The organism is Pseudomonas nicosulfuronedens, from assembly GCF_005877905.1.
Lineage (GTDB): Bacteria > Pseudomonadota > Gammaproteobacteria > Pseudomonadales > Pseudomonadaceae > Pseudomonas > Pseudomonas nicosulfuronedens.
The window spans coordinates 241,192-266,838 of record NZ_SWDV01000002.1 but is presented as its reverse complement, the minus strand read 5'-3'; the positions used below and the strand labels follow the sequence as shown (position 1 = coordinate 266,838).

25 protein-coding genes are annotated in these 25,647 nt (G+C 66.5%); 15 read left to right on the top strand and 10 right to left on the bottom strand.

Going from position 1 to position 25,647, the window contains the following annotated elements; translation table 11 throughout:
* Positions 1–38 precede the first annotated feature (38 nt).
* From FAS41_RS03410 to FAS41_RS03395, 4 genes are all read left to right on the top strand, one after another.
* Positions 39–1,931, top strand: coding sequence for a sensor histidine kinase (locus FAS41_RS03410; RefSeq protein WP_138520333.1), 1,893 nt, complete (start codon positions 39–41; stop codon positions 1,929–1,931).
* Positions 1,928–3,262, top strand: coding sequence for a two-component response regulator AauR (aauR, locus tag FAS41_RS03405; RefSeq protein WP_138520246.1), 1,335 nt, complete (start codon positions 1,928–1,930; stop codon positions 3,260–3,262). The genes FAS41_RS03410 and aauR overlap by 4 nt, the downstream gene beginning before the upstream one ends.
* A gap of 208 nt (positions 3,263–3,470) precedes the next feature.
* Positions 3,471–3,920 (top strand): hypothetical protein, encoded by a 450-nt coding sequence (locus FAS41_RS03400; RefSeq protein ID WP_138520245.1) that lies wholly within the window; start codon positions 3,471–3,473, stop codon positions 3,918–3,920.
* Between the two features lie 823 nt (positions 3,921–4,743).
* A complete protein-coding gene (locus FAS41_RS03395; protein ID WP_138520244.1) occupies positions 4,744–5,046 on the top strand; it encodes a LasR-specific antiactivator QslA in 303 nt (100 codons plus the stop codon).
* A gap of 39 nt (positions 5,047–5,085) precedes the next feature.
* On the opposite strand, the gene FAS41_RS03390 is transcribed toward FAS41_RS03395, so the two are convergent.
* Entirely contained in the window at positions 5,086–6,054 is a 969-nt protein-coding gene (locus tag FAS41_RS03390) for an AraC family transcriptional regulator (RefSeq protein WP_138520243.1), read from the bottom strand.
* A gap of 168 nt (positions 6,055–6,222) precedes the next feature.
* On the opposite strand from FAS41_RS03390, the gene FAS41_RS03385 reads away from it, so the two are divergent.
* From FAS41_RS03385 to FAS41_RS03375, 3 genes are all read left to right on the top strand, one after another.
* Positions 6,223–7,116, top strand: a complete 894-nt coding sequence (locus FAS41_RS03385; RefSeq protein ID WP_138520242.1) for an NmrA family NAD(P)-binding protein — start codon at positions 6,223–6,225, stop codon at positions 7,114–7,116.
* 120 nt (positions 7,117–7,236) lie between these two features.
* Complete coding sequence (locus tag FAS41_RS03380; RefSeq protein ID WP_138520241.1) at positions 7,237–7,479, top strand: hypothetical protein; 243 nt, start codon at positions 7,237–7,239, stop codon at positions 7,477–7,479.
* A gap of 124 nt (positions 7,480–7,603) precedes the next feature.
* Positions 7,604–7,861, top strand: coding sequence for a hypothetical protein (locus FAS41_RS03375; protein ID WP_138520240.1), 258 nt, complete (start codon positions 7,604–7,606; stop codon positions 7,859–7,861).
* Here the strand turns inward: FAS41_RS03375 and FAS41_RS03370 are convergent.
* Together FAS41_RS03370 and FAS41_RS03365 are read right to left on the bottom strand one after the other, a co-directional pair.
* Complete coding sequence (locus FAS41_RS03370; protein WP_138520239.1) at positions 7,840–8,457, bottom strand: class I SAM-dependent methyltransferase; 618 nt, start codon at positions 8,455–8,457, stop codon at positions 7,840–7,842. The two genes, FAS41_RS03375 and FAS41_RS03370, sit on opposite strands and share 22 nt — an antisense overlap.
* Positions 8,438–8,860, bottom strand: a complete 423-nt coding sequence (locus FAS41_RS03365; protein WP_138520238.1) for a hypothetical protein — start codon at positions 8,858–8,860, stop codon at positions 8,438–8,440. Before FAS41_RS03365 ends, FAS41_RS03370 begins: the two co-directional genes overlap by 20 nt.
* A 204-nt stretch (positions 8,861–9,064) precedes the next feature.
* Here FAS41_RS03365 and FAS41_RS03360 point away from each other — a divergent pair, with 204 nt between their 5' ends.
* From FAS41_RS03360 to prpF, 5 genes are all read left to right on the top strand, one after another.
* Complete coding sequence (locus FAS41_RS03360; protein ID WP_081517269.1) at positions 9,065–9,787, top strand: GntR family transcriptional regulator; 723 nt, start codon at positions 9,065–9,067, stop codon at positions 9,785–9,787.
* Entirely contained in the window at positions 9,784–10,671 is an 888-nt protein-coding gene (gene prpB, locus FAS41_RS03355) for a methylisocitrate lyase (RefSeq protein ID WP_024763011.1), read from the top strand. Before FAS41_RS03360 ends, prpB begins: the two co-directional genes overlap by 4 nt.
* Positions 10,672–10,844: 173 nt before the next feature.
* Entirely contained in the window at positions 10,845–12,005 is a 1,161-nt protein-coding gene (prpC, locus tag FAS41_RS03350; RefSeq protein ID WP_138520237.1) for a bifunctional 2-methylcitrate synthase/citrate synthase, read from the top strand.
* Positions 12,006–12,034: 29 nt separating this feature from the next.
* A complete protein-coding gene (gene acnD, locus FAS41_RS03345; RefSeq protein WP_171049432.1) occupies positions 12,035–14,644 on the top strand; it encodes a Fe/S-dependent 2-methylisocitrate dehydratase AcnD in 2,610 nt (869 codons plus the stop codon).
* Between the two features lie 133 nt (positions 14,645–14,777).
* On the top strand, positions 14,778–15,965 hold the full coding sequence (prpF, locus tag FAS41_RS03340) for a 2-methylaconitate cis-trans isomerase PrpF (RefSeq protein ID WP_138520235.1): 1,188 nt from the start codon (positions 14,778–14,780) through the stop codon (positions 15,963–15,965).
* Between the two features lie 195 nt (positions 15,966–16,160).
* Here prpF and FAS41_RS03335 read toward each other — a convergent pair whose 3' ends face one another.
* The 3 genes from FAS41_RS03335 to FAS41_RS03325 are packed head-to-tail and all read right to left on the bottom strand — an operon-like array spanning position 16,161 to position 17,845.
* Entirely contained in the window at positions 16,161–16,751 is a 591-nt protein-coding gene (locus FAS41_RS03335; RefSeq protein ID WP_138520234.1) for an LON peptidase substrate-binding domain-containing protein, read from the bottom strand.
* Between the two features lie 18 nt (positions 16,752–16,769).
* Entirely contained in the window at positions 16,770–17,483 is a 714-nt protein-coding gene (locus FAS41_RS03330) for an LrgB family protein (RefSeq protein ID WP_138520233.1), read from the bottom strand.
* Positions 17,483–17,845 (bottom strand): CidA/LrgA family protein, encoded by a 363-nt coding sequence (locus FAS41_RS03325; RefSeq protein ID WP_045217069.1) that lies wholly within the window; start codon positions 17,843–17,845, stop codon positions 17,483–17,485. Before FAS41_RS03325 ends, FAS41_RS03330 begins: the two co-directional genes overlap by 1 nt.
* 178 nt (positions 17,846–18,023) lie before the next feature.
* Here FAS41_RS03325 and FAS41_RS03320 point away from each other — a divergent pair, with 178 nt between their 5' ends.
* The 3 genes from FAS41_RS03320 to FAS41_RS03310 all read left to right on the top strand — a co-directional run bounded on the left by FAS41_RS03320 (position 18,024) and on the right by FAS41_RS03310 (position 20,975).
* Complete coding sequence (locus FAS41_RS03320) at positions 18,024–18,479, top strand: MaoC family dehydratase (protein ID WP_045217066.1); 456 nt, start codon at positions 18,024–18,026, stop codon at positions 18,477–18,479.
* 93 nt (positions 18,480–18,572) lie between these two features.
* Complete coding sequence (locus FAS41_RS03315) at positions 18,573–20,291, top strand: C13 family peptidase (RefSeq protein WP_138520232.1); 1,719 nt, start codon at positions 18,573–18,575, stop codon at positions 20,289–20,291.
* Between the two features lie 42 nt (positions 20,292–20,333).
* Positions 20,334–20,975: an oxidoreductase gene (locus FAS41_RS03310; RefSeq protein ID WP_138520231.1), complete on the top strand. Its 642-nt coding sequence runs from the start codon at positions 20,334–20,336 to the stop codon at positions 20,973–20,975.
* Positions 20,976–21,051: 76 nt separating this feature from the next.
* Here the strand turns inward: FAS41_RS03310 and FAS41_RS03305 are convergent, their stop codons facing one another.
* The 4 genes from FAS41_RS03305 to FAS41_RS03290 form a co-directional block, all read right to left on the bottom strand.
* Complete coding sequence (locus FAS41_RS03305; RefSeq protein ID WP_138520332.1) at positions 21,052–21,339, bottom strand: YceK/YidQ family lipoprotein; 288 nt, start codon at positions 21,337–21,339, stop codon at positions 21,052–21,054.
* The gene (gene ubiX, locus FAS41_RS03300; RefSeq protein ID WP_081517259.1) at positions 21,329–21,958 is read right to left on the bottom strand and encodes a flavin prenyltransferase UbiX; all 630 of its coding nucleotides are present in this window, start codon (positions 21,956–21,958) and stop codon (positions 21,329–21,331) included. The genes FAS41_RS03305 and ubiX overlap by 11 nt, the downstream gene beginning before the upstream one ends.
* 2 nt (positions 21,959–21,960) lie before the next feature.
* Positions 21,961–23,313: a UDP-N-acetylmuramate:L-alanyl-gamma-D-glutamyl-meso-diaminopimelate ligase gene (mpl, locus tag FAS41_RS03295; protein WP_138520230.1), complete on the bottom strand. Its 1,353-nt coding sequence runs from the start codon at positions 23,311–23,313 to the stop codon at positions 21,961–21,963.
* 230 nt (positions 23,314–23,543) lie between these two features.
* Positions 23,544–25,460, bottom strand: coding sequence for a sigma-54-dependent Fis family transcriptional regulator (locus FAS41_RS03290; protein ID WP_138520229.1), 1,917 nt, complete (start codon positions 25,458–25,460; stop codon positions 23,544–23,546).
* Positions 25,461–25,647 lie beyond the last annotated feature (187 nt).

Sequence of the window (25,647 nt, the reverse complement as noted above, 5' to 3'; positions counted from 1 at the left end):
CCGCCCCCCGGCGTTGGGCTGGCTCGGCCTCGGCGTCTGTGCTGCAATGCGCTTCCAGCCCATTGCCGCCGCCGCTCACCGTGAAGCCACGCCTCGTGCGCAACTACCTGTTGCCCTTCCTGCTGCTCCTGCTCACCCTGGGCTTCGGCTACGGCGGCTACCTGATCAGCGAAGGCGCCGGTACCCGCACCCTGATCGAGACCGGCGAACGCCAGCTCGAACTGCACGCCCGTGGCGTGGAGAGCGAGATCAGCCGCTACACCTACCTGCCCAGCCTGCTGGAACTCGAAGGCAGCGTCAGCCGCCTGCTGGTGGACCCGACACCGCTGCACCGCGACCGCGTCAACCATTACCTGGAAGGCCTCAACCGCCGCGCCGGCAGCCGCGCCGTGTACCTGCTGGACACCTCCGGCCGCGTGCTGGCCACCAGCAACTGGCAGGATGCCGACAGCTACCTGGGCGAAGACCTCTCGTTCCGGGCCTATTTCCAGGAAGCGGTGAACGGCCGCCCCGGCCGCTTCTATGGCATCGGCAGCACCACCGGCGAGCCCGGCTACTACCTCGCCCACGGCCTGGTCCACGGCGGCAAGATCGTCGGCGTGGCGGTGGTCAAGGTGCGCATGGAATCCCTCGAGGAGCGCTGGGAGAAGGCGCGCCTGCAAGCCTTCGTCAGTGACGAGAACGGCATCATCATCCTCTCCAGCGACCCGACCCTGCGCCTGAAGGCCGTGCGCCCGCTCAGCGACCAGGACAAGGAGCGCCTTGCCCGCAGCCTGCAGTACTACTGGTGGGCACTCAACGAGTGGCAGCCGCTGTCGCGCCATCCGCTGGGCGACGGCGTCGAGGAAATCAGCTTCCCGCCCGGCGAGCACGCCGGCAGCCACAAGCCGCTCAGCTACCTGATGCAGACGCGCCAGCTCAGCGACACGCCATGGAACTTCACCCTGCTCACCCCGCTGGCCGACCTGCGCCGCGAAGCGCTGATGCACGGCGTGCTGGCCGCCGTCGGCTTCGCCCTGTTCGCCTTCCTGCTGATCGCCTGGAACGAACGGCGCAAGGTCATCGCCACCCGCCTCGCCGCCCGCGAGGCACTGGAGCAGGCCAACAACGCCCTGGAGCGGCGCATCGCCGAGCGCACCGCCGACCTGCGTGCCAGCAACCAGCACCTGCGCGAGCAGATCCGCGAGCGCCGCCAGGCCGAGGACACCCTGCGCAAGGCCCAGGACCGCCTGGTGCAGGCCAGCAAGCTGGCGGTGATCGGACAGATGTCCACCAGCATCGCCCACGAACTCAACCAGCCGCTGGCGGCGCTGCGCACCCTGTCGAGCAACAGCGTGCGCTTCCTCGAGCGCGGCAAGCTCGATGTCGCCAGCAGCAACCTCGAAGCCATCGCCGAGATGGTCGATCGCATGGGCCGCATCACCGCCAGCCTGCGCGCCTTCGCCCGGCGCGCCGACGACCATGGCCAGGCGACGCTGAGCAAGGCGGTAGACGCTGCCGTGATGGTCCTGCAGGGGAGACTCTCCGAAGTACCGGTGGCCCTGCACCGCGACTACCCCGACGCACAGCTGGCCATCGACCAGACGCGCCTGGAACAGATCCTGGTCAACCTGATCGCCAACGCCCTCGACGCCATGGGCCCGCAGCTCGACCGCCAGCTCTGGCTGGAAGGCCGCAGCGAAGGTGACGGGCACTACCGCCTGGTGGTCCGCGACAACGGCCCCGGCATCCCGCAGGATGCGCGCCAGCACCTGTTCGAACCCTTTTTCACCACCAAGCCCGGCGAACTCGGCCTGGGCCTGGGCCTGACCCTTTCGGCCAGCCTCGCCACCGCCGCCGGCGGCAGCCTGAGCGTGGCCTATCCGGAGGCCGGCGGCACCGCCTTCGAACTGCACCTGCCGCTGCTGCCCGCCATGGAGACACCCGCATGAGCGACTCATCCCTGCGCGTCCTGATCGTCGAGGACGATCCCCACGTGCGCCTCGGTTGCCAGCAAGCGCTGGCCCTGGAGGACATCGAGACCGACAGCGTAGGCAGCGCCGAGGAAGCGCTGAAGAAAGTCGGCGCCGACTTCCCCGGCATCGTCGTCAGCGACATCCGCATGCCCGGTATGGACGGCCTGCAACTGCTGGAGAAACTCAAGGAGCGCGACCCCAGCCTGCCGGTGGTGCTGATCACCGGCCACGGTGACATCGCCATGGCGGTCAAGGCCATGCGCGACGGCGCCTACGACTTCATGGAGAAGCCCTTCTCCCCCGAGAAGTTGGTGGACACCGCGCGCCGCGCCCTCGCCCAGCGCGCCCTGACCCGCGAAGTCAGCCAGCTGCGTCGCCAGCTCGCCGGCAAGCAGGCCCTGGAGAGCCGGCTGATCGGCCGTTCGCCGGCCATGCAGGCGCTGCGCGAGCTGATCGCCAACGTCGCCGACACCTCCGCCAACGTACTCATCGAAGGCGAGACCGGCACCGGCAAGGAACTGGTCGCGCGCTGCCTGCACGACTCCAGCCGGCGCCAGCCCAAACCCTTTGTCGCGCTCAACTGCGGCGGCCTGCCGGAAAGCCTGATCGACAGCGAAATATTCGGCCACGAGGCCCACGCCTTCACCGGCGCCGGCAAGCGCCGGATCGGCAAGATCGAGCACGCCGACGGCGGCAGCCTGTTCCTCGACGAGATCGAGAGCATGCCGCTGAATCTGCAGATCAAGCTGCTGCGCGTGCTGCAGGAACAGCAGCTGGAACGCCTGGGTTCCAACGAACTGATCCGCGTGGACTGCCGGGTGATCGCCGCGACCAAGTCCGACCTCGCCGTCATGGGCCGTGAAGGCACTTTCCGCAGCGACCTCTACTACCGGCTCAACGTCATCACCCTGAACCTGCCGCCGCTGCGCGAGCGCCGCGAAGACATCCTGATGCTCTTCGAGCACTTCCTGCAGCAATCCTCGCTGCGCTTCGACCGCCCGGCGCCGGCCATCGACAACGCCACCGCCGCCACCCTGATGGCCCACGACTGGCCGGGCAACGTGCGCGAGCTGCGCAACGTCGCCGAACGCTTCGCCCTCGGCCTGCCGGTGCTGGCCGGCGGCAACCTCGGCCCGGACGCCGGCGAGCCGCGCTTCGCCGAAGCCGTGGAAGCCTTCGAGAGGAGCCTGCTGTCCACCGCCCTGGAGCGCCACGCCGGCAACCTCAGCCAGGCCGCGCACGCACTGGGCATGGCCAAGACCACACTGTTCGACAAGGTGAAGAAGTACGGCCTCAAGGGCGAGTGATCGGCGCACTTGGCTTTTCGTAGGACCGAGGGGGACGCCCAGTCCTTGCTCGCGAACCCGTCTGATACCGTGATGCCCGGCTGAAAGCGTTCGCGAGCAAGCTCGCTCCTACACGAAGAACATCGCGTGACGCAGCGCCCCATTGATCCGGAGTGAAGTGTCCCCGACACTATTGCCCTTTGAACCGGCCGCACGAGCGGGAGCCATCATGTCCACCCAAGCCGAAACCCTCTGGAACCAGCTCTGCGCCGACGCCGGCGTCGATCCACAGCAACGCATGGCCGCGCGCCGCGCCATCCTCGCCGACAGCAGCGCGCTGGACGCCACCGTCTACCGTCCGGACGACAATGACCCGGACGCCGAAGAACTGGACATGGGTGATGCCAAGGTCCTCTTCCTCGGCCCCTTCGAGGCCCCTGTGGAGTGGGACGCCGCCGAGCGCGAAGACTTCTTCGATGACGCCGACCCGGCGCTGTTCTTCAGCGTGCGCATCGAGTGCGAAGCCGAACCCGGCACCTCGGGTTTCTTTGTCCCGGAAGTCGGCGACTACCTGGCGGTGATGGATGGCGGCAAGATCCAGATGTACTTCCTCCACGACTGGCGCGAAGACGACGACGGCTGCACCTGCGTGCTGATCCGCGACGATATCCAGCTCTGATCGGGCGCTTCCCGGAACCGACCACCTCCCGCACAGACCATCGTGCCGTGCAGTTCGCGAGCAAGGGCTAGGCGCCCCCTCGGTCCTACGAAGAACGCCGTAATCAAGGCAAGCCTGTAGGTGCGGGCTCGTCCCCCTGGCCGCCGCCAGCCTGAACGTAGGGCGCATAACCTGGAACAGGTTATCCGCCGATGCGCTGCGGCGGATAACGCTGGCGCGTTATGCGCCCTACGAGTCTGAAGTCACCACGAGCCGCGTTCCTCAGACGGTTATTCCTTCCTACGAAAATGCGACGGCGTACCCGAGAGCTGTCCTGCACGGGCATCGGAATTACCGGTAGCATCGCGCATTGCTGCGCCTGCAAGGCCGTCGGTAAGGTCTCCCGGTCGCGACGGTTGTCGTGACCTGGGCGTGAGACCCCGGCTCGAAAATGTTGGCGCTTCCGCTCCGCTGTGGCTTGTCTATGGCGGACCGTGCGAGGCGGGCTTCGGCCCGGCCGGTTGCCTACATTTCCGGGTCTCACCCTTGCACGGTTCGCCACCCTTTCCCGTGAGACGGATAAGGAGAAAGGCGACTCATCAATGTAGGAGAAGCACAATGCATTACCCCGCTTTTACCCCCGCGCACCACCCACGAATACCCCACGACATCCTTCTATCGAGAGAGTCCATTCGCCGGCCTTTGGCACCGCTCGCACTCCTCCCCCTGCTGGCGTTCCGCTGAAGCTTGCGGCAGATCGCCGGGCGATCTTGCCCGGCGATTTCCTGGCCATTCCCTCAAACGATGTCCGCTTGGCTGAAGCACGGCGGGCAAGGAGTTCGTCATGGGTCGACAATTGCGCGCCTCCGATACGCCCGATGCGTTTCTGGTTCATGTCCTTCCCGCCGATGGCCAACCGGGCCTCGCCCTCGACTGGCCGGAAAACTGCCAAGGCGCTGCGGATGCCGCCGTCCAGCGAGTCGAGCGTTGGTTTAGCGAACGGCACAAGACCAACCTGTGGATTGCCCTGCAGATTGGTCGGGCCGAGCTGCCCAGTGGCATGGAGAGTCTGGCTTACGAAGCGGCCTTCCTCTGGCGCCTGCAGCAGCGGCTGATGGCCAACGAAAGCGGCTTGCTGGAAGCCTGATAGCGCGGCCATGCCCGCTATCGCGCGCATGGCGCGCTCCTACAAAGAGCGCCGCACGCTTCCTGGTGACACCCCGATACAGCGCTTGAACGCCCGGCTGAACGCCGCCTCGGACTGGTAGCCCAGGCGCTCGGCCAGTTCGGCCACGGCGATCTCCCGCTCCTGCAGCCAGCTCAGCGCCACATGCATGCGCCAACGGGTGACGTAGTGCATGGCCGGCATGCCGACCTTCTCGGCAAAACGCGCCGCGAAGGCCGAGCGCGACATGGCCGCCGCGCCGGCCAGGGAAACCAGGCTCCAGTCCTGCGCCGGGTCACGGTGGATCAGGCTCAGCGCCCGGCCCAACTGTCGATCCTGCAAGGCGCCGAGCCAACCGGTCTGGGCAGCCGGGTCCTGCTCGATCCAGGCGCGGATCGCCTGGATCACCAGGATGTCGGCCAGCCGGGTGATCACCGTTTCGCCGCCGGGGCGCATGGCCCGCGCCTCGCTTTCCATCAAGTGCAGGGTGCTCATCAGCCAGTCGCGCTGGCCGGGGTCGCGCACCTGCGCCGCCAGCACGCGCGGCAGCAGGCGCACCAGCTGCAACGCGGCGGGATGGTCGAAGCGCACCGCACCACAGATCATCGCCGTCGGCTCCCCTCCTCCGCCCTGACGCAGCACTTCGTAGCGGTCGCTGGCGTAGGCGCGTGGCAGGTCGAACAAGCTGGCCGCCGTCTCGCCCGGCGCGCTCACCAGCCGGTGGCCCTCACCATGGGGCACCAGCACCAGGTCGCCTGGCGCCAGCCTGCGCGGCTCGTCGCCCTCGGCTTCCAGCCAGCACTCGCCGACGGTCAGCACATGGAACATCAGGCACTGCGGCATAGCCGGCAGGTCCAGCCCCCAGGGCGCGCTGAACTCGGAGCGGCAATAGAAGGTGCCGCTCATGCGCAGGAAATGCAGCGCCTCCCCCAGGGGATCGGTGGAGGCCCAGGCGTCGGTCAGGTCCGGAATGGCGGTAGGAGCGTTCATGGCCTTGAGACTGGTCCGGCCGTCTGGCGACGTCCAGCACTTCTGGACGAAAGAGCATGAACCGGCGACTCCCAGGCATTAACCGTCCAGCGATCTGACAGGAGACTGAACCCAGGCCAACGAACCCACGGCGGGCGCCGCGGGACGGCCAGCAGCGAGGACACCGCCATGATCACTGTAATGGGAGCCACCGGCCGCACCGGTTCGAGAATCTGCCAGACCCTGCTGGAGGCCGGCGTGGCCGTCTGTGCCCTGGGCCGCAATGCCGAGCGCCTTGCATCGCTGGCTGCCGCCGGCGCGCGGATCGCCGTGGGCGAATCGCACGACGCCGCGTTTCTCACCGAGGCGTTCCGCGGCTCGGAAGCGGTCTACACCCTGCTCGCCTACGGCCCGGACACCGAGGACTACCGCGAACAGCAGGCCGCCCAGGGCGAGGCGATTCTCACCGCGATCCGCGACAGCGGCGTGCGCCGGGTGGTTTTCCTGAGCAGCGTGGGCGCCGAGGTGCCATCCGGCACCGGACCGATCATCAGCATGCACGACCATGAGCAGCGCTTGCGCCAGTTGCCGCCGGAGATGGACGTGCTGATGCTGCGTTCCGGCGCGCTGTTCGAAAACCTCTATGGCGCGCTGGAGATTGTCCGCGCCTATGACTGCTACAGCGACGCGGTGGCGCCGGATGTGCCGGTGCCGATGGTCGCCACCCGGGATGTTGCCGACGCCGCCAGCCGTGCCCTGCTGGAGCACGACTGGCAGGGCGTGGTAATCCGCGAAGTGCTCGGCCAGCGCGACATCAGCTATGCCCAGGCCACCCGGCTGCTGGGTGCAGCCATCGGCCGACCGGACCTGCCCTACGTGCCGGTATCGCCGCAGGAACTGGAGGGCGCGCTGCGGGACGCGGGCTGCTCCGCCAGCGTCGCCGCGTGTTACGCCGAACTGGGCGAGGCGATCAGCAGCGGACGGGTTCGGGCGCAGGAGGCGCGCTCACCGGCCAATACCACGGCGACTCCCTTCGAGGACTTCGCCCAGGACTGGGCCAAGGCCTACCGCGCTTTGCCTTAGGACGGCACCGCCAGTCAGGCCAACATAATTTCCTACAAATATCTCAGAGGGTCCTGATGAATTGGGCGCTGGTCCGCTGTCTAGAGTACTCGCCCCTTTACCAACGGCCGGACCACCGCCATGAACCACGCTCCCGACAGTCTCTGGGTCGATGTGGAGACCTGGTCTCCCTACCGCCCCCAACGCATTCTCCACGGCCGCATCAGTCGCGAGGATTACCTTGCCTTGCGCGACGGCCGCACTCCCTTCGAGGTGCGCCTGGGCGATTGCCAGAGCCGCCACTGCCCCACCGGCCCGGTGCAGGACCTGTTCCTCAGCGGCACGCATATCCTCAATGTCACCCCGGCCGAGCGGGTGGCCTGAAGTACGAGGGTCGGACACTTGGGGGGATAGTCCCACAGGCCAATCAGAGGAACCTGACAGAGGCCACACGGGACGGACGTTAAGGTTTGCCACCTCTACTCACCTTCCGTCGAGCGACGTGGCAATGAACGAACATCTCAAGGTCGAAGTCGTGGTTCGCGCGCACAACCGCGAGTCCTCTGTGCTCCAGGGTTGGATCAGCCGTGGGGACTACTCGGCGTTGTGCGACGGCGCCGCACCTTTCGTGGTGCGCATGAATGACTGCCAGTCCAACATGGGACTGCTCGAACGCCCAGAGGACATCTACGTGCGTAGCGCCTACATCCTCAGCATCGAGGTGCTCGACCGCCTGCCCGCTCGTCAGTCGGCCATGCCACGGTAGACGTAGGTCATCGGCCGCGGACCGGGCAGGTAGTCCTGGATCAGTTCGCGCAATTGGAAGCCGCCGGATTCGATCAGCGCCGGCATGTCCCGGTCCAGGTGGCAGCCGCCGGCCAGCGGCTTCCATACCGGGGTCAGCCGGTGTTGCCAGGCCCGCACGCCGGCATCCGGCGCCAGGCCATGCTCGCAGAAGAGGAGCTCGCCCCCGGGCTTGAGTACCCGGCGCATTTCCTTCAGCGCCGCCACCGCATCGGGGATGCTGCACAAGGTGAAAGTGCAGACGATGCTGTCGAAACTGCCGGCGTCGGCACGGATCTGCCCCAGCTCCAGCGCCACCATGTCCACCGGGATGCCAATCGCCTCGGCACGGCTGCGGGCGAGCTTCTGCATCTGCGCCGCCGGGTCGACGCCGACGATTGTCGACACTTTCGCCGGATCGTAGAACGACAGGTTCAGGCCGGTGCCCATGCCGATCTCCAGCACGCGGCCGCGCGCGCGGGGCACCAGCAGCGAGCGCTGCTTCATCACATCACCCATGCCGCAGGCGAAGTCGATCAGCCGGGGCAACGCATGACGGTCATACCAGCTTCGGATCATCGATCTTCCTCCGGGCCACCAGGGCCCAGCCTCCACCATAGGCCAGAACGGCGAGCAGCAGCGGCCAACCACAGACCTGGGCCACCTCCGCCGCCAGCTCGGCAAGGGAATAGGTGCTCCAGCTCGCCACCCGGCTGTCATAGAGGCAAAGATCCACCCAGAACCAGCCCAGCAGGGCAACTCCCGACGAAAGCGCCACTTGCCAGCAAGCCGCCGCCCGATTCGGCCAGGCCGCCAGCGCGACCCACAGCGCCCAGAACAGCAGCAGCGGCGTCATTTCTCGCCACAGACCGATCGACTGTACGTCTGCCGTCAGGTTGTCCCGGTACGGATGCAAGGCCCACAGCCCTTGTCCCCAGCCCAGCAGGAGAAATCCCACCACGCTGGCCAGCATTCGTTTCATCCGCTCCCTTCCTCGCACGGCAAACTCCCTGATCGTTCTGGCGGGCATCTTCTCACGTCTGCGACCCTGCTCCCCGGAGTGCGTCGCAGCCCGGTATAAGAAAACCGGACCATTAGACGATTGTCGACAATTCATCAGAACTTGATTGACCCAGAGGGTTTCCGGGGGTAGCTTTCGCCGCACACCAAGAAGATTGTCGACACCATGAGCGATAGCCTGATTCTGCCCACCCCCGCCAGCGACGACGGCGAGACCCTGTCGGAACACGTGTTCCGCAAGATCCAGTCGGCCATCGTCAAGGGCGAGATCGCCCCCGGCAGCAAGATTTCCGAGCCGGAGCTGGCGCGTACCTACGGCATCAGCCGCGGCCCGCTGCGCGAGGCGATCCACCGTCTGGAAGGCCAGAAGCTGCTGGTGCGCGTACCCCACGTCGGCGCGCGGGTCGTTTCGCTCAGCCATGAGGAGCTGCTGGAGCTCTACGAGATCCGCGAATCCCTCGAAGGTATGGCCTGCCGCCTGGCCGCCGAGCGCATGAGCCAGGCCGAGATCGACGAGCTGCGCCGGGTGCTCGACACCCACGAGCGCGACGAAGCGTTCCAGGCCGGCCGTGGCTACTACCAGCAGGAAGGCGACTACGACTTCCACTACCGGATCATCCAGGGCAGCGGCAACCGCACCCTCACCCGCATGCTCTGCGGCGAGCTGTACCAGCTTGTGCGCATGTACCGCCTGCAGTTCTCGGCGACGCCCAACCGCCCGCGCCAGGCCTTCTCCGAGCACCACCGGATTCTCGATGCCATCGCCGATCGTGACGGCGAGCTGGCCGAGTTGCTGATGCGCCGTCACATCGGCGCCTCGAAACGCAATATGGAGCGTCACTACCTGGACGCCCAAGCCAAGACAGCCAACGAACGAGGTGAACAATGAGCTACAAGACCGCCGGCCAACGTTTCCGTGAAGCCCTTGCCGAAGAAAAGCCGCTGCAGGTGATCGGCGCGATCAACGCCAACCACGCGCTGCTGGCCAAGCGCGCCGGCTTCAAGGCCATCTACCTCTCCGGTGGCGGCGTGGCGGCGGGTTCCCTCGGCCTGCCGGACCTGGGCATCAACACCCTGGACGACGTGCTCACCGACGTGCGCCGCATCACCGACGTCTGCGACCTGCCGCTGCTGGTGGACATCGACACCGGCTTCGGCCCCAGCGCGTTCAACATCGAGCGCACCGTGAAGAGCCTGATCAAGGCTGGCGCGGCTGCCGCCCACATCGAAGACCAGGTCGGCGCCAAGCGTTGCGGCCACCGTCCGGGCAAGGAAATCGTCTCCACCCAGGAGATGGTCGACCGCGTGAAGTCCGCCGCCAACGCCAAGACCGACCCGAACTTCTTCCTGATCGCCCGCACCGACGCCATCCAGGCCGAAGGCGTGGACGCCGCCATCGAGCGCTGCCAGCGTTACGTCGAGGCCGGCGCCGATGCGATCTTCGCCGAGGCCGCCTACGACCTGCCGACCTACAAGCGCTTCGTCGATGCGCTGAACGTGCCGATCCTGGCCAACATCACCGAGTTCGGCGCCACCCCGCTGTTCACCCGCGACGAGCTGGCCTCGGTCGGCGTGGCGATCCAGCTGTATCCGCTGTCGGCCTTCCGCGCCGCCAACAAGGCCGCCGAAGCCGTGTACACCGCAATCCGCCAGGAAGGCCACCAGCAGAACGTGATCGAGCTGATGCAGACCCGTGCCGAGCTGTACGACCGCATCGGCTACCACGCCTTCGAGCAGAAACTCGACGCGCTGTTCGCTGCTGGCAAGAAGTGATCTGAGGCAAAAACGGCGGATAACGCTGCGCGTTATTCGCCCTACGCCCCGGCCTGAGACACCGTAGGGCGCATAACGCCACAGGCGTTATCCGCCGACCAGATTCGAACCGACCGCACGGCCCAGGCCGGCGGAACAAGAACAAGCAACCGGATTTGATGAGGAGACACGCGATGAGCGCTACCGCAGAAACCACCACCGGCTTCAAGCCGAAGAAGTCCGTGGCCCTGAGTGGCACCGCCGCTGGCAACACTGCCCTGTGCACCGTCGGCCGTACCGGCAACGACCTGCACTACCGTGGCTATGACGTGCTGGATTTTGCCAACCGCTGCGACTTCGAGGAAATCGCCCACCTGCTGGTCCACGGCAAGCTGCCCAACGCCGCCGAACTGGCCGGCTACAAGGCCAAGCTGAAAGCCCTGCGCGGCCTGCCGGCGGGCGTGAAGGCCGCTCTGGAAACCCTGCCGCCGTCGGCCCATCCGATGGACGTGATGCGCACCGCCGTGTCCGTGCTCGGCTGCCTGTCGCCGGAGAAGGACGACCACAACCACCCGGGCGCCCGCGACATCGCCGACAAGCTGATGGCTTCCCTGGGCTCCGCGCTGCTCTACTGGTACCACTTCAGCCACAACGGCAAGCGCATCGACGTCGAGACCGACGACGACTCCATCGGCGGTCACTTCCTGCACCTGCTGCACGGCGAGAAGCCGCGCGAATCCTGGGTGCGCGCCATGCACACCTCGCTGAACCTGTACGCCGAGCACGAATTCAACGCCTCGACCTTCACCTCCCGCGTGATCGCCGGCACCGGCTCGGACATGTTCTCCTGCATCGCCGGCGCCATCGGCGCGCTGCGCGGCCCGAAACACGGCGGCGCCAACGAAGTGGCCTTCGAGATCCAGAAGCGCTACGACAACCCGGACGAAGCCGAGGCGGATATCCGTGCCCGCGTCGAGCGCAAGGAAGTCGTGATCGGCTTCGGCCACCCGGTCTACACCGTGTCCGACCCGCGCAACAAGGTGATCAAGGAAGTCGCCCAGCAGCTGTCGAACGAGCAGTCGAACACCAAGATGTACGACATCGCCGAGCGCCTGGAAACCATCATGTGGGACATCAAGAAGATGTTCCCCAACCTCGATTGGTTCAGCGCCGTGAGCTACCACATGATGGGCGTGCCCACCGCGATGTTCACCCCGCTGTTCGTCATCGCCCGCACCGCCGGCTGGTCCGCCCACGTCATCGAGCAACGCATCGACGGCAAGATCATCCGCCCGAGCGCCAACTACACAGGCCCTGAAGACCTGAAGTTCGTGCCGCTCAAGGACCGCAAATAGGCTTCCTGGATAACAAAATGACTACTTCCGTGAACAGCCAATACCGCAAGCGCCTGCCCGGCACCGCGCTGGATTACTTCGACGCCCGCGAGGCCGTCGAAGCGATCCAGGCCGGCGCCTGGGACAAGCTCCCCTACACCTCCCGCGTGCTGGCCGAACAGCTGGTGCGCCGCTGCGAGCCGGCGGACCTGACCGCTTCGCTGGAACAACTGGTCTACCGCAAGCGCGACCTCGACTTCCCCTGGTACCCGGCGCGCGTGGTCTGCCACGATATCCTCGGCCAGACCGCGCTGGTCGACCTCGCCGGCCTGCGTGACGCCATCGCCGAGAAGGGTGGCGACCCGTCCAAGGTCAACCCGGTGGTGCCGACCCAGCTGATCGTCGACCACTCGCTGGCCGTGGAAGCACCGGGCTTCGACCCGGATGCCTTCGAGAAGAACCGCGCCATCGAAGACCGCCGCAACGAGGATCGCTTCCACTTCATCGACTGGACCAAGACCGCGTTCAAGAACGTCGATGTGATCCCGGCCGGCAACGGCATCATGCACCAGATCAACCTGGAGAAAATGAGCCCGGTGATCCAGGCGCGCGGCGGCATCGCGTTCCCCGACACCTGCGTCGGCACTGACTCGCACACTCCGCACGTGGACGCCCTGGGCGTAATCGCCATCGGCGTCGGCGGCCTTGAGGCCGAGACCGTGATGCTGGGCCACCCCTCGATGATGCGCCTGCCCGACATCGTTGGCGTCGAGCTGACCGGCCAGCGCCAACCGGGCATCACCGCCACCGACATCGTCCTGGCGATCACCGAGTTTCTGCGCAAGGAGCGCGTGGTCGGCGCCTACGTCGAGTTCTTCGGCGAGGGTGCGGACAGCCTGTCCATCGGCGACCGCGCGACCATCTCCAACATGTGCCCGGAATACGGCGCCACCGCGTCGATGTTCTACATCGACGGCCAGACCATCGATTACCTCAAGCTCACCGGCCGTGAGCCGGAGCAGGTGGAGCTGGTGGAGCACTACGCGAAAACGCTCGGCCTGTGGAGCGATGCGCTGAAGACCGCCGAGTACGAGCGTGTACTGAGCTTCGACCTGGGCAGCGTGGTGCGCAACATGGCCGGCCCGTCCAACCCGCACCGTCGCCTGCCGACCTCGGCGCTGGCCGAGCGTGGCATCGCCGACGAAGCCAAGCTGGAGTCCGGTCGCGTCGAGGAAGCCGAAGGCCTGATGCCCGATGGAGCGGTGATCATCGCCGCCATCACCAGCTGCACCAACACCTCCAACCCGCGCAACGTCATCGCCGCCGGCCTGGTGGCGAAGAAGGCCAACGCGCTGGGCATGCTGCGCAAGCCGTGGGTGAAGACCTCCTTCGCGCCGGGTTCGAAAGTCGCCAAGCTGTACCTGGAAGAAGCCGGTCTGCTGCCGGAGCTGGAGAAGCTCGGCTTCGGCATCGTCGCCTACGCCTGCACCACCTGTAACGGCATGTCCGGCGCGCTGGACCCGGCGATCCAGAAAGAGATCATCGACCGCGACCTGTATGCCACCGCCGTGCTCTCGGGCAACCGCAACTTCGACGGCCGTATCCACCCCTACGCCAAGCAGGCCTTCCTCGCCTCGCCGCCGCTGGTGGTCGCCTACGCCATCGCCGGCACCGTGCGCTTCGACATCGAGCAGGACCCGCTGGGCACCGACAAGAACGGCAACCCGGTCACCCTGAAGGACCTCTGGCCGTCCGACGAAGAGATCGACGCCATCGTCGCTTCCAGCGTGAAGCCCGAGCAGTTCAAGCAGGTCTACATCCCGATGTTCGACCTGGGCAGCGTGCAGGAAGCCGAGAGCCCGCTGTACGACTGGCGCCCGATGTCCACCTACATCCGCCGCCCACCGTACTGGGAAGGCGCGCTGGCCGGCGAGCGCACGCTCAAGGGCATGCTCCCGCTGGCAATCCTGCCGGACAACATCACCACCGATCACCTGTCGCCGTCCAACGCCATCCTGCTGGACAGCGCGGCCGGTGAATACCTGGCGAAAATGGGCCTGCCGGAGGAGGACTTCAACTCCTACGCCACCCACCGCGGCGACCACCTGACCGCCCAGCGCGCCACCTTCGCCAACCCACAACTGGTCAACGAGATGGCCGTGGTGAATGGTGAAGTGAAGAAAGGTTCGTTGGCCCGCGTCGAGCCCGAAGGCAAGGTCATGCGCATGTGGGAAGCCATCGAAACCTACATGAACCGCAAGCAGAACCTGATCATCGTCGCCGGCGCCGACTACGGCCAGGGCTCGTCCCGCGACTGGGCGGCCAAGGGCGTTCGCCTGGCAGGCGTGGAAGTGATCGTCGCCGAAGGCTTCGAGCGTATCCACCGCACCAACCTGGTGGGCATGGGCGTGCTGCCGGTGGAGTTCAAGCCGGGCACCACCCGCCTGACCCTGGGCCTGGACGGCACCGAGACCTACGACATCAAGGGCGACGTCTCGCCGCGCTGCGACCTGACCCTGGTGGTCAATCGCCGCAATGGTGACGTGGTCGAAGTCCCGGTCACCTGCCGCCTGGACACCGCCGCCGAAGTGAAGGTGTACAAGGCCGGTGGCGTGCTGCAACGCTTTGCCAAGGACTTCCTGGAAGGCGCGGTAGCGTGATGTAACAGCCGGCCCGCCTCACGGCAGGTCGGCACTAATCCTGTAGGAGCGAGCTTGCTCGCGAACCCAACTCCGCTGCGGGGCTGTTCGCGAGCAAGCTCGCTCCTACGAAAAGCAAACAGGATCGAGTCCCATGCCCCACGTACCCCAAGTGAAGATCCCCGCCACCTACATCCGCGGCGGCACCAGCAAGGGCGTGTTCTTCCGCCTGCAGGACCTGCCCGAACGCTGCCAGGTGCCCGGCGCGGCGCGCGACCAGCTGTTCATGCGCGTGATCGGCAGCCCCGACCCGTACAGCGCGCACATCGATGGCATGGGCGGCGCGACCTCCAGCACCAGCAAGTGCGTGATCCTGTCGAAAAGCACCCAGCCCGAGCACGACGTCGACTACCTCTACGGACAGATTTCCATCGACAAGGCCTTCGTCGACTGGAGCGGCAACTGCGGCAACCTCTCCACCGCCGCCGGCTCCTTCGCCATCCACGCCGGCCTGGTCGATCCCTCGCGCATTCCGGACAACGGCACCTGCGTGGTGCGCATCTGGCAGGCGAACATCCAGAAGACCATCATCGCCCACGTGCCGATCACCAACGGCCAGGTGCAGGAAACCGGCGACTTCGAACTGGACGGCGTGACCTTCCCCGCCGCCGAGATCGTGCTGGAGTTCCTCGACCCGTCCGACGATGGCGAGGAAGGCGGCTCGATGTTCCCCACCGGCAACCTGGTGGACGACCTGGAAGTCCCCGGCGTCGGCACCTTCAAGGCGACCATGATTACCGCCGGCATCCCGACCATCTTCGTCAACGCCCAGGACATCGGCTACACCGGTGCCGAGCTGCGCGAAGCGATCAATGGCGACCCGGAGCAGCTGGCGCGCTTCGAGCAATTCCGCATCGCCGGCGCCTTGCGCATGGGTCTGATCAAGACTCCGGAGGAAGCCGCGACCCGCCAGCACACGCCGAAGATTGCCTTCGTTGCACCGGCCAAGGACTACATCACTTCCAGTGGCAAGCAAGTGCAGGCCGGCGACGTCGACCTGCTGGTGCGCGCGCTGTCCATGGGCAAGCTGCACCACGCCATGATGGGCACCGCCGCCGTGGCAATCGGCACCGCCGCGGCCATTCCCGGCACCCTTGTGAACCTCGCCGCCGGTGGCGGAGAACGCAGCGCCGTACGCTTCGGTCACCCCTCCGGCACCCTGCGCGTGGGCGCCGAGGCGAAACAGGTGAACGGTGAGTGGACCGTGACCAAGGCCATCATGAGCCGTAGCTCGCGCATCCTCATGGAAGGCTGGGTACGGGTGCCGGGGGATTCGTTCTAACCCCAGCAGCCCCCAAAAACGACAAGGCCCGCATTCGCGGGCCTTGTGTTTTCACGGGGGTAACCGCATGGAAATGGGAACCGTGATGACTTCGTAGGATGGCGTGGAGCGAAGTGATACCCATCGATTTCGACACACGCAACGCTGATGGGTATCGCAAGCTCCACCCATCGTACAGGGCTCGAAGCATCGCAATCAGGCGACGAAATCACCCTGCAACTGCTCCAGCAATACCTGGATGCGCGCCAGGCGCACCGTCGGGTCGTCCATCTCCAGCAGCACCTGCTTCTGGTCGCGCTCGAAGGGCAACAGGTAAGCGAGCTGGCAGGCCAGCTCCTGTTGGCCATTCACTTCGCCGCCCATTTCCAGCGCCGAGACCATGGGGTGCATGGACAGCGCCTCGAGCAACGCGGCCAGGTCGTCGTGTTCCTTGGTCAGCGGCCGGTTTTGTTGCTCGTCCAGCCACTCCACTTCGGCCACCGTCAGCTGGTCCGTCTGCACGTTGGCGGAGAGCACGCGGAAGCGCCGCCCGCCTTCGACCCGGATGCCCAGCAAGCCGTTGGACTGCTGCTGCCAGTCGCAGATGCGCGCCTCGCAGCCGACCAGGCTGTAACGCTCCGGCGCATCGCCGACTTCCTCGCCCTCGACGATGGCCACCACACCGAATCCGCCGTTCTGCTTCATGCAGCGGCCGATCATGTCCAGGTAGCGCGCCTCGAAGATCTGCAGGTCGAGGCGGCAGCCGGGAAACAGCACGGTGTTGAGGGGGAACAGCGGGAAACTCATGGACACTCCGTCGATTCGTCAGGCGATCAGCGCTACCGCCAACGGTAGCAGCACAGCGGTGGCCACGCCCATCAGGCTCATGGCCAGGGCGGCGAAGGCGCCGCATTCCTCACCCTCCTGCAGGGCGCGGGAGGTGCCTACGGCGTGGGCGGTCATGCCCAGCGCCATGCCTTGCGCGGCCGGATGGTGGACGCCAAAACGGCGCAGCAGTTCCGGACCGAGGATGGCCCCGAGCACGCCGGTGATCAGCACGAACACCGCCGCCAGCGCCGCCACACCGCCAATCTGGCTGGCCACCAGCATGGCAATCGGCGAGGTCACCGACTTGGGTGCCAGGCTCATCAGCAGTTCATGGTCGACACCGAACAGCCAGCCCAGGCCAATGCCCAGCGCAGTGGCGAACAGGCCGCCAACCAGCAGGGTGATCAGCGTCGGCCAGAACAGCTGGCGGATGCGTTTCAGGTTGAGAAACAGCGGCACCGCCAGCGCGACGGTGGCGGGGCCGAGGAGGATGGTCAGCACCTTGGCGCTATTGCTGTACTCGCTGTAGTCGATGCCGCACGCCAGCAGCACCGCGATGACGATCAACATCGACACCAGCACCGGCTGCAGGAACACCCAGCGCGTGCGCTCGTAGCCGGCCAGCGCCAACTGATAAGCGCCCAAGGTGACGCCGACGCAGAACAGCGGATGGTGGATGACCGAGTCCAGCGCGCCTTGCCAGTCGAACATCACGCGCCCTCCTTCTGCTTGCGCTGGCGGTCGATGAGCTTCTGCATCAGCCAGCCGGCGAACACGAAGGACACCAGCAACGACAGCGCCAATGCCCCGGCGATGGCCCAGAAGTCCGCAGCGATCTGCTTCGCATAGGCCATCACGCCGACCGCTGCCGGCACCAGCAGCAACGGCAGGTAGCGCAGCAGCGAGGCGGCGGCTTCGTTCACCGGCTTGCTCACCTCGCCATTCCATACCAGGAAGGCGAACAGCAGCACCAGCCCAATGATGGGGCCGGGAATCATGTGCAGGATGAGAGCATTCAGGCCCGTGCCGAGCAGTTGGAACAGCACCAGCCAGGTCAGGCCGCGTAGCAACATCAGGAACATCTCCAGCGCAAGGAGTGGCCATTATGCCCGCCCGGCGCCCGCTATGGCTCGGCATTCGCCCAAAGCATGAATGCCGCTGCGGCTTGACCGGCCGCGGACCCCATGCTGATCTGTTGTCGGACTCTTACGCAGGCCGCACTAGAAGAACAACGATATCCCCGGAGGAAACATGGCATTCGTACCCGTAAGCGCACTGAAGGATTACATCGGCAAGGACCTGGGTCATTCGCAGTGGATCACCGTCGATCAACAGCGCATCAACCAGTTCGCCGAGTGCACCGAGGACCACCAGTTCATCCACGTCGACCCGGAGAAGGCGAAGAAGACGCCCTTCGGTGGCACCATCGCCCACGGCTTCCTGTCGCTGTCGCTGATCCCCAAGCTCTGCGAGGGCCTGCTGGTTCTGCCGGAAAACCCCAAGATGGTGGTCAACTACGGCCTGGACAGCGTGCGCTTCATCCAGCCGGTACCGGTGGATTCGCGCGTGCGCCTGCAGGTGACCATCACTGACATCACCGAGAAGAACCCCGGCCAGTGGCTGATCAAGGCCCGCTGCACCCTGGAGATCGAAGGCCTGCCCAAGCCGGCCTACATCGCCGAATCCCTGAGCCTGTGCTTCGTCTGACGGCTCTACCTCAGCGCTGAGAAAAAAGCCCGCGTCCGCGGGCTTTTTTACGTCACACTCAGCCTGCGCCCCACCGTCGATTCGAGAGCCCCAATGCCACGCCACCTCCTGCCCCTGAGCCTCGCCCTGCTCCTGACTGCCTGCGGCGACGGCGAACCGCTGACGCCCCCGGACGCCCGCCTGCCTGACGGCGCGCGCTACCGTGGCGAGCTGGTGAACGGCCAGCTGCAAGGTCCGGGGCGGCTGGATTACAGCAATGGCGCCTGGTACGAGGGCGGCTTCGACAAGGGCCTGCAGAGCGGCCAGGGCAAATGGAGCGACGGCAACGGCACGAGCTATGAAGGCGAGTTCCGCGACGGCCTGTTCGACGGTCGTGGCCGCCTGCAGTACGCCGACGGCAGCTTCTACGAGGGCCAGTTCAAGCGCGGCGAGTTCGACGGCGAGGGGCAGCTCTCCCAGGGCGGCACCACCTACAGCGGTGGTTTCCGCAAGGGCCGCTACGAAGGCCTGGGCAGCCTCGAACAGGCCGACGGCACCCGACACCAGGGAGCCTTCGCCAGGGGCGAGGCCAACGGCGAGGGCGCACGCCGGGACAGCCTGGGCAACCAGTACAGCGGCCCGTTCAAGAATGGCGTGCTCGAAGGCAAGGGCATCTTCCATGACGACGCGGGCGACCAGTACAGCGGCGAGTTCCGCAACGACCAGTTCGACGGCACCGGGCGCTTCCAGAACGCCGACGGCGACGTCTGGTTCGGCCGCTTCAAGGCCGGCGCGCTGAGCGGGCCGGGCGAGTTCATCGGCAGCGATGGCAGCCGCTACAAGGGCGACTTCCGCTTCTGGCGCTTCGACGGCCAGGGCACCCTGAGCAAGGCCGACGGGCAGACCTACAGCGGCGGCTTCGCCCGTGGCGAATATTCCGGAGAAGGCACCCTCACCCGCCGCGACGGCAGTGTGCAGAAAGGCACCTGGAGTGCCGGCCAGCTGCGCCAGGACGCCACCGGCAAGCGGCTGCCCAATCCCCTGGAGGTTGGTCTGCTGGAGCAAGGCGCGCTGCTGGACAAGGCGCTGGCGGCCGTCCCCGCGTCCACGCCTGCGATCGAGCTCTACGGCGTCAGCCTGGGTGGCGACGGCAAGCAGAGCGTGTTCCTGCGCGAGGCCGACTATGTCGCCAAGCTGCTCGGTGACCGCTTCGGCGCGCGCGGCGTGGTGCGCCTGGTGAACCACCGCGACCACCTCGCCGACCGCCCCATGGCCACCCGCGAAACGCTCGCCCGCACCCTGCGAACCATTGCCGAGCGCAGTGGCCCGGAGGACCTGGTGTTCATCTACCTGACCAGCCACGGCTCCCATGACCACCAGCTGGTGCTCGACATGCCAGGCTTGAAGCTCGACGACCTGCCGGCCAGCGAGTTGGCCACGCTGCTCGCCCCCCTCAAGGACCGCTACAAGGTACTGGTGATCTCCGCCTGCTACAGCGGCGGCTTCATCCCCGCGCTCAAGGACGACAAGACCCTGATCATGACTGCCGCGCGCAGCGACCGGGTGTCCTTCGGCTGCTCCGAGGAAGCCGATTTCACCTACTTCGGTGATGCACTGTTCGCCAAGGCATTCCAGCAGACCGATGACCTCAAGAAAGCTTTTTCGCTGGCCAGCGATACGGTCGCCAAACGCGAGAAGGAAGAAGAATTCGAACCGTCGGAGCCGCAACTCTGGGCGCCGGATGCGGTCATCAGCCGCTGGAAGGCTTTGCGCGCGCAGCCGTCGCAAGCCGCTTACGATGCTCAAAGTGTCGCCGCGCAGGCAAAACAATAAGGCGACAACTAAGCTGGACTGTGTGTCAGGGGAGAAACACAGATGCTCTCGAAACCGACCAATATTCTGCTTGCTGGCGCCACCGGCCTGACTGGTGAACATCTGCTCGACCGCATGCTCAATGAGCCCACGGTCAAGCGCGTCATTGCCCCGGCCCGAAGGAAGCTGGCGGAGCACCCACGCCTGGAAAACCCCATCGGCCCGCTGGCCGAACTCATCCCGCACCTGGTCCAGCCGGTGGACACGGTGTTCTGCTGCCTGGGCACCACGCTCAAGGAGGCCGGTTCCGAGGAGGCTTTCCGCAGTGTCGACTACGACCTGCCGCTGGCCCTGGGCGAGCGCGGCCTGGCCCTTGGCGCAAGGCACTACATCGTGGTCAGCGCGCTGGGCGCGGACAGCAAGTCATCGATCTTCTACAGCCGGACCAAGGGCGAACTGGAAGACGCCCTGCGCCAGCAAGGCTGGCAGCAACTGACCATCGCACGGCCGTCACTGCTGCTGGGCCAGCGCGAGGAGGTCCGCCTCGCCGAACTGCTCGCCGCGCCCTTCTCGCGCATCCTGCCGGGCAAGCTGCACGGCATCGAGGCTATCGCCCTGGCCCGCGCGCTCTGGCGTCTGGCACTGGAAACCGGCAAGGGCGTGCGCGTCGTCGAGTCGGACGAACTGCGCAAGCTCGGTAAATAGCTCCCGACGGATACCACCCGAATGCTCTTGTAGGATGGGTCTCCCTGAACGCCCTTCGGTGATCAGCAGAAGCGGTTCAGTTCCCGCCCCACACCTGCAAGCCGATGCCCAGCTCCGCCGCAATCGAGAGCGGCAGCAGCAGCGTATCGAGCAGCGCACTGCCCGGCAGGTCGAGGCCCGGGTAGGCCGGCGCATCGACACCGAAATGGTCCTTCGGGCAGCAGCCGCCATTGAGCGAATACCAGTCCAGCCGGGTACCGGCATAGATCAGCGGATCGCCGGGCCGGCTGTCGTTGAGCGTCTTCACGGTGGCGCAACCGCCCAGTTGCAACAGCAACAGGGCGGCGAGGAGCTTATTCGTCACTGACAAGATGGTGTTCGCCCCAGCGCGGCAGCATGTCCTGGGGAATGCCCAGCTGATTGAGGATGCGCGCCACGACGAAGTCGATCAGGTCATCGACCGTCTGCGGCTGATGATAGAAGCCCGGAGCAGCCGGCAGGATCACCGCTCCCAGGTTGGACAGCTTGAGCATGTTCTCCAGGTGGATACTGGAGAACGGCGCTTCGCGTGGTACCAGGATCAGTTGGCGGCGCTCTTTCAGGGCGACGTCGGCGGCGCGTTCGATCAGGTTGTTGCAGGCGCCTGTGGCGATGGCCGACAGCGTCCCCGTCGAGCAGGGCACCACCACCATCGCACTCGGCGCGCCGGAGCCGGAAGCCACCGGCGCCATCCAGTCTTCCTTGCCGTAGACGCGGATCTGCCCGGGGGCGGCGCCGGTGTATTCGCTGAGGAAGGCCTGCATCGCCTGCGGCTTGCTCGGCAGGGTCACGTCGGTCTCGGTGGCCACCACCAGTTGCGCAGCCTTGGAGATCAGGAAGTGCACCTCGCGGTCTTCCTGCACCAGGCAATCGAGCAGGCGCAGGCCATACTGGGCGCCGGAGGCGCCGGTCATGGCGAGGGTGACGCGTTCGGCTCCGGCCATGTTCAGCCCTCCAGCGCCTGGGCCAGCTTGCCGTGCAGGCCGCCGAATCCGCCGTTGCTCATGACCACGACCTGGGTACCCGGCGTGGCGATGGCTTTTACGCCCTCGATGATGGCTTCCAGCGAGTCGCACACTTGCGTGGGAACGGTGGAGCTGGCCACGGTGGCGGCCAGGTCCCAGCCGAGGTTCGGCGGTGCGTACCAGAACACGTTGTCAGCCTGCACCACGGACTCCGGCAGGCCGTCGCGGTGGGCGCCGAGCTTCATGGAGTTGGAGCGCGGCTCGACCACGGCGATCACCTTGGCATCGCCGACGCGCTTGCGCAGGCCGTCGAGGGTGGTGGCGATGGCGGTGGGGTGGTGGGCGAAGTCATCGTAGATGGTGATGCCCTTGACCTCGGCGACCTTCTCCATGCGCCGCTTGACGCTCTTGAAGGCCGACAACGCGGCGCAGCCCAGCTCCGGCACCAAGCCGACATGGCGGGCCGCCGCAAGGCAGGCCAGGGCGTTGGCGACGTTGTGCTGGCCGGTCAGTTCCCAGTCCACGGTGCCCTGGGGTTTGCCGTCGAACAGCACCTCGAAGTGCGAGCCGTCCTCGCTGAGCAGGCGCGCCTGCCACTGGCCGCCTTCGCCGGTGGTCTGCACCGGGGTCCAGCAACCCATGTCGATCACGCGCTTGAGGGCGGTTTCGGACGTGGGGTGGATGACCAGGCCTTCGCCGGGAATGGTCCGCACCAGGTGGTGGAACTGGCGCTCGATGGCGGCGAGGTCGGGGAAGATGTCCGCGTGGTCGAATTCCAGGTTGTTCAGGATCGCCGTGCGCGGGTGGTAGTGGACGAACTTGGAGCGCTTGTCGAAGAAGGCGCTGTCGTACTCGTCGGCTTCGACCACGAAGAACGGCGTGCCGCCCAGACGTGCGGACACGCCGAAGTTCTGCGGCACGCCGCCGATCAGGAAACCCGGGCTCATCCCGGCGTGCTCCAGCACCCAGGCCAGCATGCTGCTGGTGGTGGTCTTGCCGTGGGTGCCGGCCGCCGCCAGGACCCAGCGGCCCTGCAGCACGTGGTCGGCCAGCCACTGCGGGCCGGAGACATAGGGCAGACCCTTGTTCAGCACGTATTCCACGGCAGGATTGCCGCGCGACAGCGCGTTGCCGACTACCACCAGGTCCGGAGCCGGCTCCAGGTGGGCGGGATCATAGCCCTGCATCAGCTCGATGCCCTGGGCTTGCAGCTGGGTGCTCATGGGCGGGTAGACGTTGGCGTCGGAGCCGGTCACGCGGTGGCCCAGTTCCTTGGCCAGGACGGCCAGCGACCCCATGAAGGTGCCGCAGATGCCGAGGATGTGGATATGCATGCAGACTCCTGCAATCAAGCCTTTCCAGGCGCTTCGAATGGGCGGCAGAGTAGCACAGCGCGCCCCCGCGCGGCCCGCCGCCGGGGCATCAGACGACGAGGTGGGGAGGCGGTTCCCGGTGGCTTGAGAATGTTGTCACGAGGGGTGGCGCGTAGGATGGGTGGAGCGAAGCGATACCCATGCCGATCCGGCGCCCGGCATTGATGGGTATCGCTGCGCTCCACGCCATCCTACGAAAGGCTCTTGCGGCTCAGGCCGTGGCGATTGAGCTTGCGGTACAGCGTATTGCGGCTGATGCCCAGCTGCTGCGCCGCACGGCTGACATGCCAGCGCTGCGCTTCGAGCACCTCCAGCAGCGCGTTGCGCTCGGCAGCGCCAAGGGTGTCGCTACATTCCTCGCCCAGGGTGACCGCAGTCACAGCGGCAGCCGGTGTACGGCGAAGGTCCGGCGGCAGGTCGGCCATCTGGATCCGGCCGCCTTCGCACAGCGCACAGAGCGTGCGCAGCACGTTGCGCAGCTGGCGCACGTTGCCCGGCCAGGGGAAGTCCAGCAGGTGCCGGCGCACGTCGTCGTCCAGGCGCACGCTGCGGCCTTTGCTCTCCTCGGCCAGCAGATGATCGAGCAGCGCGCCACGATCCTCACGCTCGCGTAGCGGCGGCAGCGCAACCACCAGGCCGTTGAGGCGATAATAGAGGTCTTCGCGGAACTGTCCGGCGTCTACCAGCGCTTCCAGATCACGGTGGCTGGCGCTGATCAGGCGGATATCCACGTCCTGCGGCTCGCCGCCGATGGGCACCACCTGGCGCTCTTCCAGCACGCGCAGCAGACGCGTTTGCAGCGCCAGCGGCATGTCGCCGATCTCGTCGAGGAATAGCGTGCCGCCATCGGCCTGCTGCAGCTTGCCGCGCATGCCTTCCTTGCGCGCGCCGGTGAAGCTGCCACCGCGATAACCGAACAGCTCGCTCTCGATCAGGGTCTCGGGAATCGCCGCGCAGTTCAGTGCGACGAAGCTCTTGCCAGCGCGCTCGCCGCCCAGGTGCACGGCACGGGCGAAAGCCTCCTTGCCGGTGCCAGTCTCGCCCTGCAGCAGCAGCGGCACGTCGTGGGCGTAGACCTTCAGCGCGCGGCGGAAGTCATGGGCGAGTTGCGGGTCGTCGATGCACAACCCCTTGGCCAGTGGCGCACGCGGCAGCACCGGCGCGGCGACGATGGGACGCTTGCCGCGCAGCAACGCATAAAGAGTACGACCGGCGTGGGTGCGCAGAGGCCAGCTGGCACTCGGCTGCGGATCGGCGCGGCTGAACAGGTCATCCAGCCGGCAATCGAAGAACTGCTCCAGGGAGCGGCCGATCAGGCTGTCCCGGCGGCTGCCGAGCAGGTTGATAGCGCTCTGGTTCGCCGCGCGGATACGCCCGTCGCCGCCGAAGGCCAGCATGCCCTCGCTGAACAGCCCGAGGCCGTCCGGTTGCAGGTGGAAGCGCAGCAGCCACTGGTCCTCGAAATGGCGCAGGAAGTAACAGCTTTCGATGGCCTTGGCCGAGAGGTTGACCAGCGCCATGGTGTGGAACTGGCTCTGCCGCGACACGTCGCGGCGCGCGGAGGAAACGTCGAGCACCGCCAGCAGTTCGCCCTGCGGGTCGAACACCGGACTGGCCGAGCAGGTCAGCCCGGTGTGGCGGCTACGAAAATGTTCGTCCTGGTGAATGGTCAGCGCCTGGCGTTCCACCAGGCAGGTGCCGATACCGTTGGTGCCTTCGCGGGCTTCGCTCCAGTCGGCGCCGAGCCACAGCCCGGCCTGTTCGAAGGTGCGCCGCTCGGCAGCTTCGCTGACGCAGTTGAGGATCACCCCGCGAGAATCGGTGAGCAGCACCGCGTGGCCGGCGCCGGAGAGCTGCTGGTGCAGGCTGTTCATCTCGTCGCTGGCGATCTCCAGCACCTGGCGGTGCCGCTCGCGGACTTCGAGCATGCGCGCGTGCTCCAGCACCGCCGGCGCCATGGGCTGCGCCGGGTCGAGGTGGTACTGCTCCAGGCAGCGCATCCAGGAACGGGCGATCGACGGGTCCGCACCGGGAGCTCCGGCGCGGGCCTTGCCCTCGGCCACGGTCATGACCTGGCGGGCGTGGCGGCTCAAATCGTTGGCGCGCATTCTTGTTGTTCTCCGCTTGGGGGACGGGGAGGCAGCCCCGGGTTCCAGCGAATCCTTGTCAGACAATTCGTAGGAACGCAGGACAGCATCCCCCACGCGCCAGCTCAATGCAACGCCTGGCCGACCGTCAGGTCACGACTGTCACGAAGTCGGGACAAAGTGTCACGCAGCACTGTGCCAGGCGCGT

Coding starts and splice junctions, on each gene's coding strand:
- aauR (WP_138520246.1), top strand. CDS start 1,928: ATGAGCGACTCATCCCTGCGCGTCCTGATCGTCGAGGACGATCCCCAC.
- FAS41_RS03400 (WP_138520245.1), top strand. CDS start 3,471: ATGTCCACCCAAGCCGAAACCCTCTGGAACCAGCTCTGCGCCGACGCC.
- FAS41_RS03395 (WP_138520244.1), top strand. CDS start 4,744: ATGGGTCGACAATTGCGCGCCTCCGATACGCCCGATGCGTTTCTGGTT.
- FAS41_RS03390 (WP_138520243.1), bottom strand. CDS start 6,054: ATGAACGCTCCTACCGCCATTCCGGACCTGACCGACGCCTGGGCCTCC.
- FAS41_RS03385 (WP_138520242.1), top strand. CDS start 6,223: ATGATCACTGTAATGGGAGCCACCGGCCGCACCGGTTCGAGAATCTGC.
- FAS41_RS03380 (WP_138520241.1), top strand. CDS start 7,237: ATGAACCACGCTCCCGACAGTCTCTGGGTCGATGTGGAGACCTGGTCT.
- FAS41_RS03375 (WP_138520240.1), top strand. CDS start 7,604: ATGAACGAACATCTCAAGGTCGAAGTCGTGGTTCGCGCGCACAACCGC.
- FAS41_RS03370 (WP_138520239.1), bottom strand. CDS start 8,457: ATGATCCGAAGCTGGTATGACCGTCATGCGTTGCCCCGGCTGATCGAC.
- FAS41_RS03365 (WP_138520238.1), bottom strand. CDS start 8,860: ATGAAACGAATGCTGGCCAGCGTGGTGGGATTTCTCCTGCTGGGCTGG.
- FAS41_RS03360 (WP_081517269.1), top strand. CDS start 9,065: ATGAGCGATAGCCTGATTCTGCCCACCCCCGCCAGCGACGACGGCGAG.
- prpB (WP_024763011.1), top strand. CDS start 9,784: ATGAGCTACAAGACCGCCGGCCAACGTTTCCGTGAAGCCCTTGCCGAA.
- prpC (WP_138520237.1), top strand. CDS start 10,845: ATGAGCGCTACCGCAGAAACCACCACCGGCTTCAAGCCGAAGAAGTCC.
- prpF (WP_138520235.1), top strand. CDS start 14,778: ATGCCCCACGTACCCCAAGTGAAGATCCCCGCCACCTACATCCGCGGC.
- FAS41_RS03335 (WP_138520234.1), bottom strand. CDS start 16,751: ATGAGTTTCCCGCTGTTCCCCCTCAACACCGTGCTGTTTCCCGGCTGC.
- FAS41_RS03330 (WP_138520233.1), bottom strand. CDS start 17,483: ATGTTCGACTGGCAAGGCGCGCTGGACTCGGTCATCCACCATCCGCTG.
- FAS41_RS03325 (WP_045217069.1), bottom strand. CDS start 17,845: ATGTTGCTACGCGGCCTGACCTGGCTGGTGCTGTTCCAACTGCTCGGC.
- FAS41_RS03320 (WP_045217066.1), top strand. CDS start 18,024: ATGGCATTCGTACCCGTAAGCGCACTGAAGGATTACATCGGCAAGGAC.
- FAS41_RS03315 (WP_138520232.1), top strand. CDS start 18,573: ATGCCACGCCACCTCCTGCCCCTGAGCCTCGCCCTGCTCCTGACTGCC.
- FAS41_RS03310 (WP_138520231.1), top strand. CDS start 20,334: ATGCTCTCGAAACCGACCAATATTCTGCTTGCTGGCGCCACCGGCCTG.
- ubiX (WP_081517259.1), bottom strand. CDS start 21,958: ATGGCCGGAGCCGAACGCGTCACCCTCGCCATGACCGGCGCCTCCGGC.
- mpl (WP_138520230.1), bottom strand. CDS start 23,313: ATGCATATCCACATCCTCGGCATCTGCGGCACCTTCATGGGGTCGCTG.
- FAS41_RS03290 (WP_138520229.1), bottom strand. CDS start 25,460: ATGCGCGCCAACGATTTGAGCCGCCACGCCCGCCAGGTCATGACCGTG.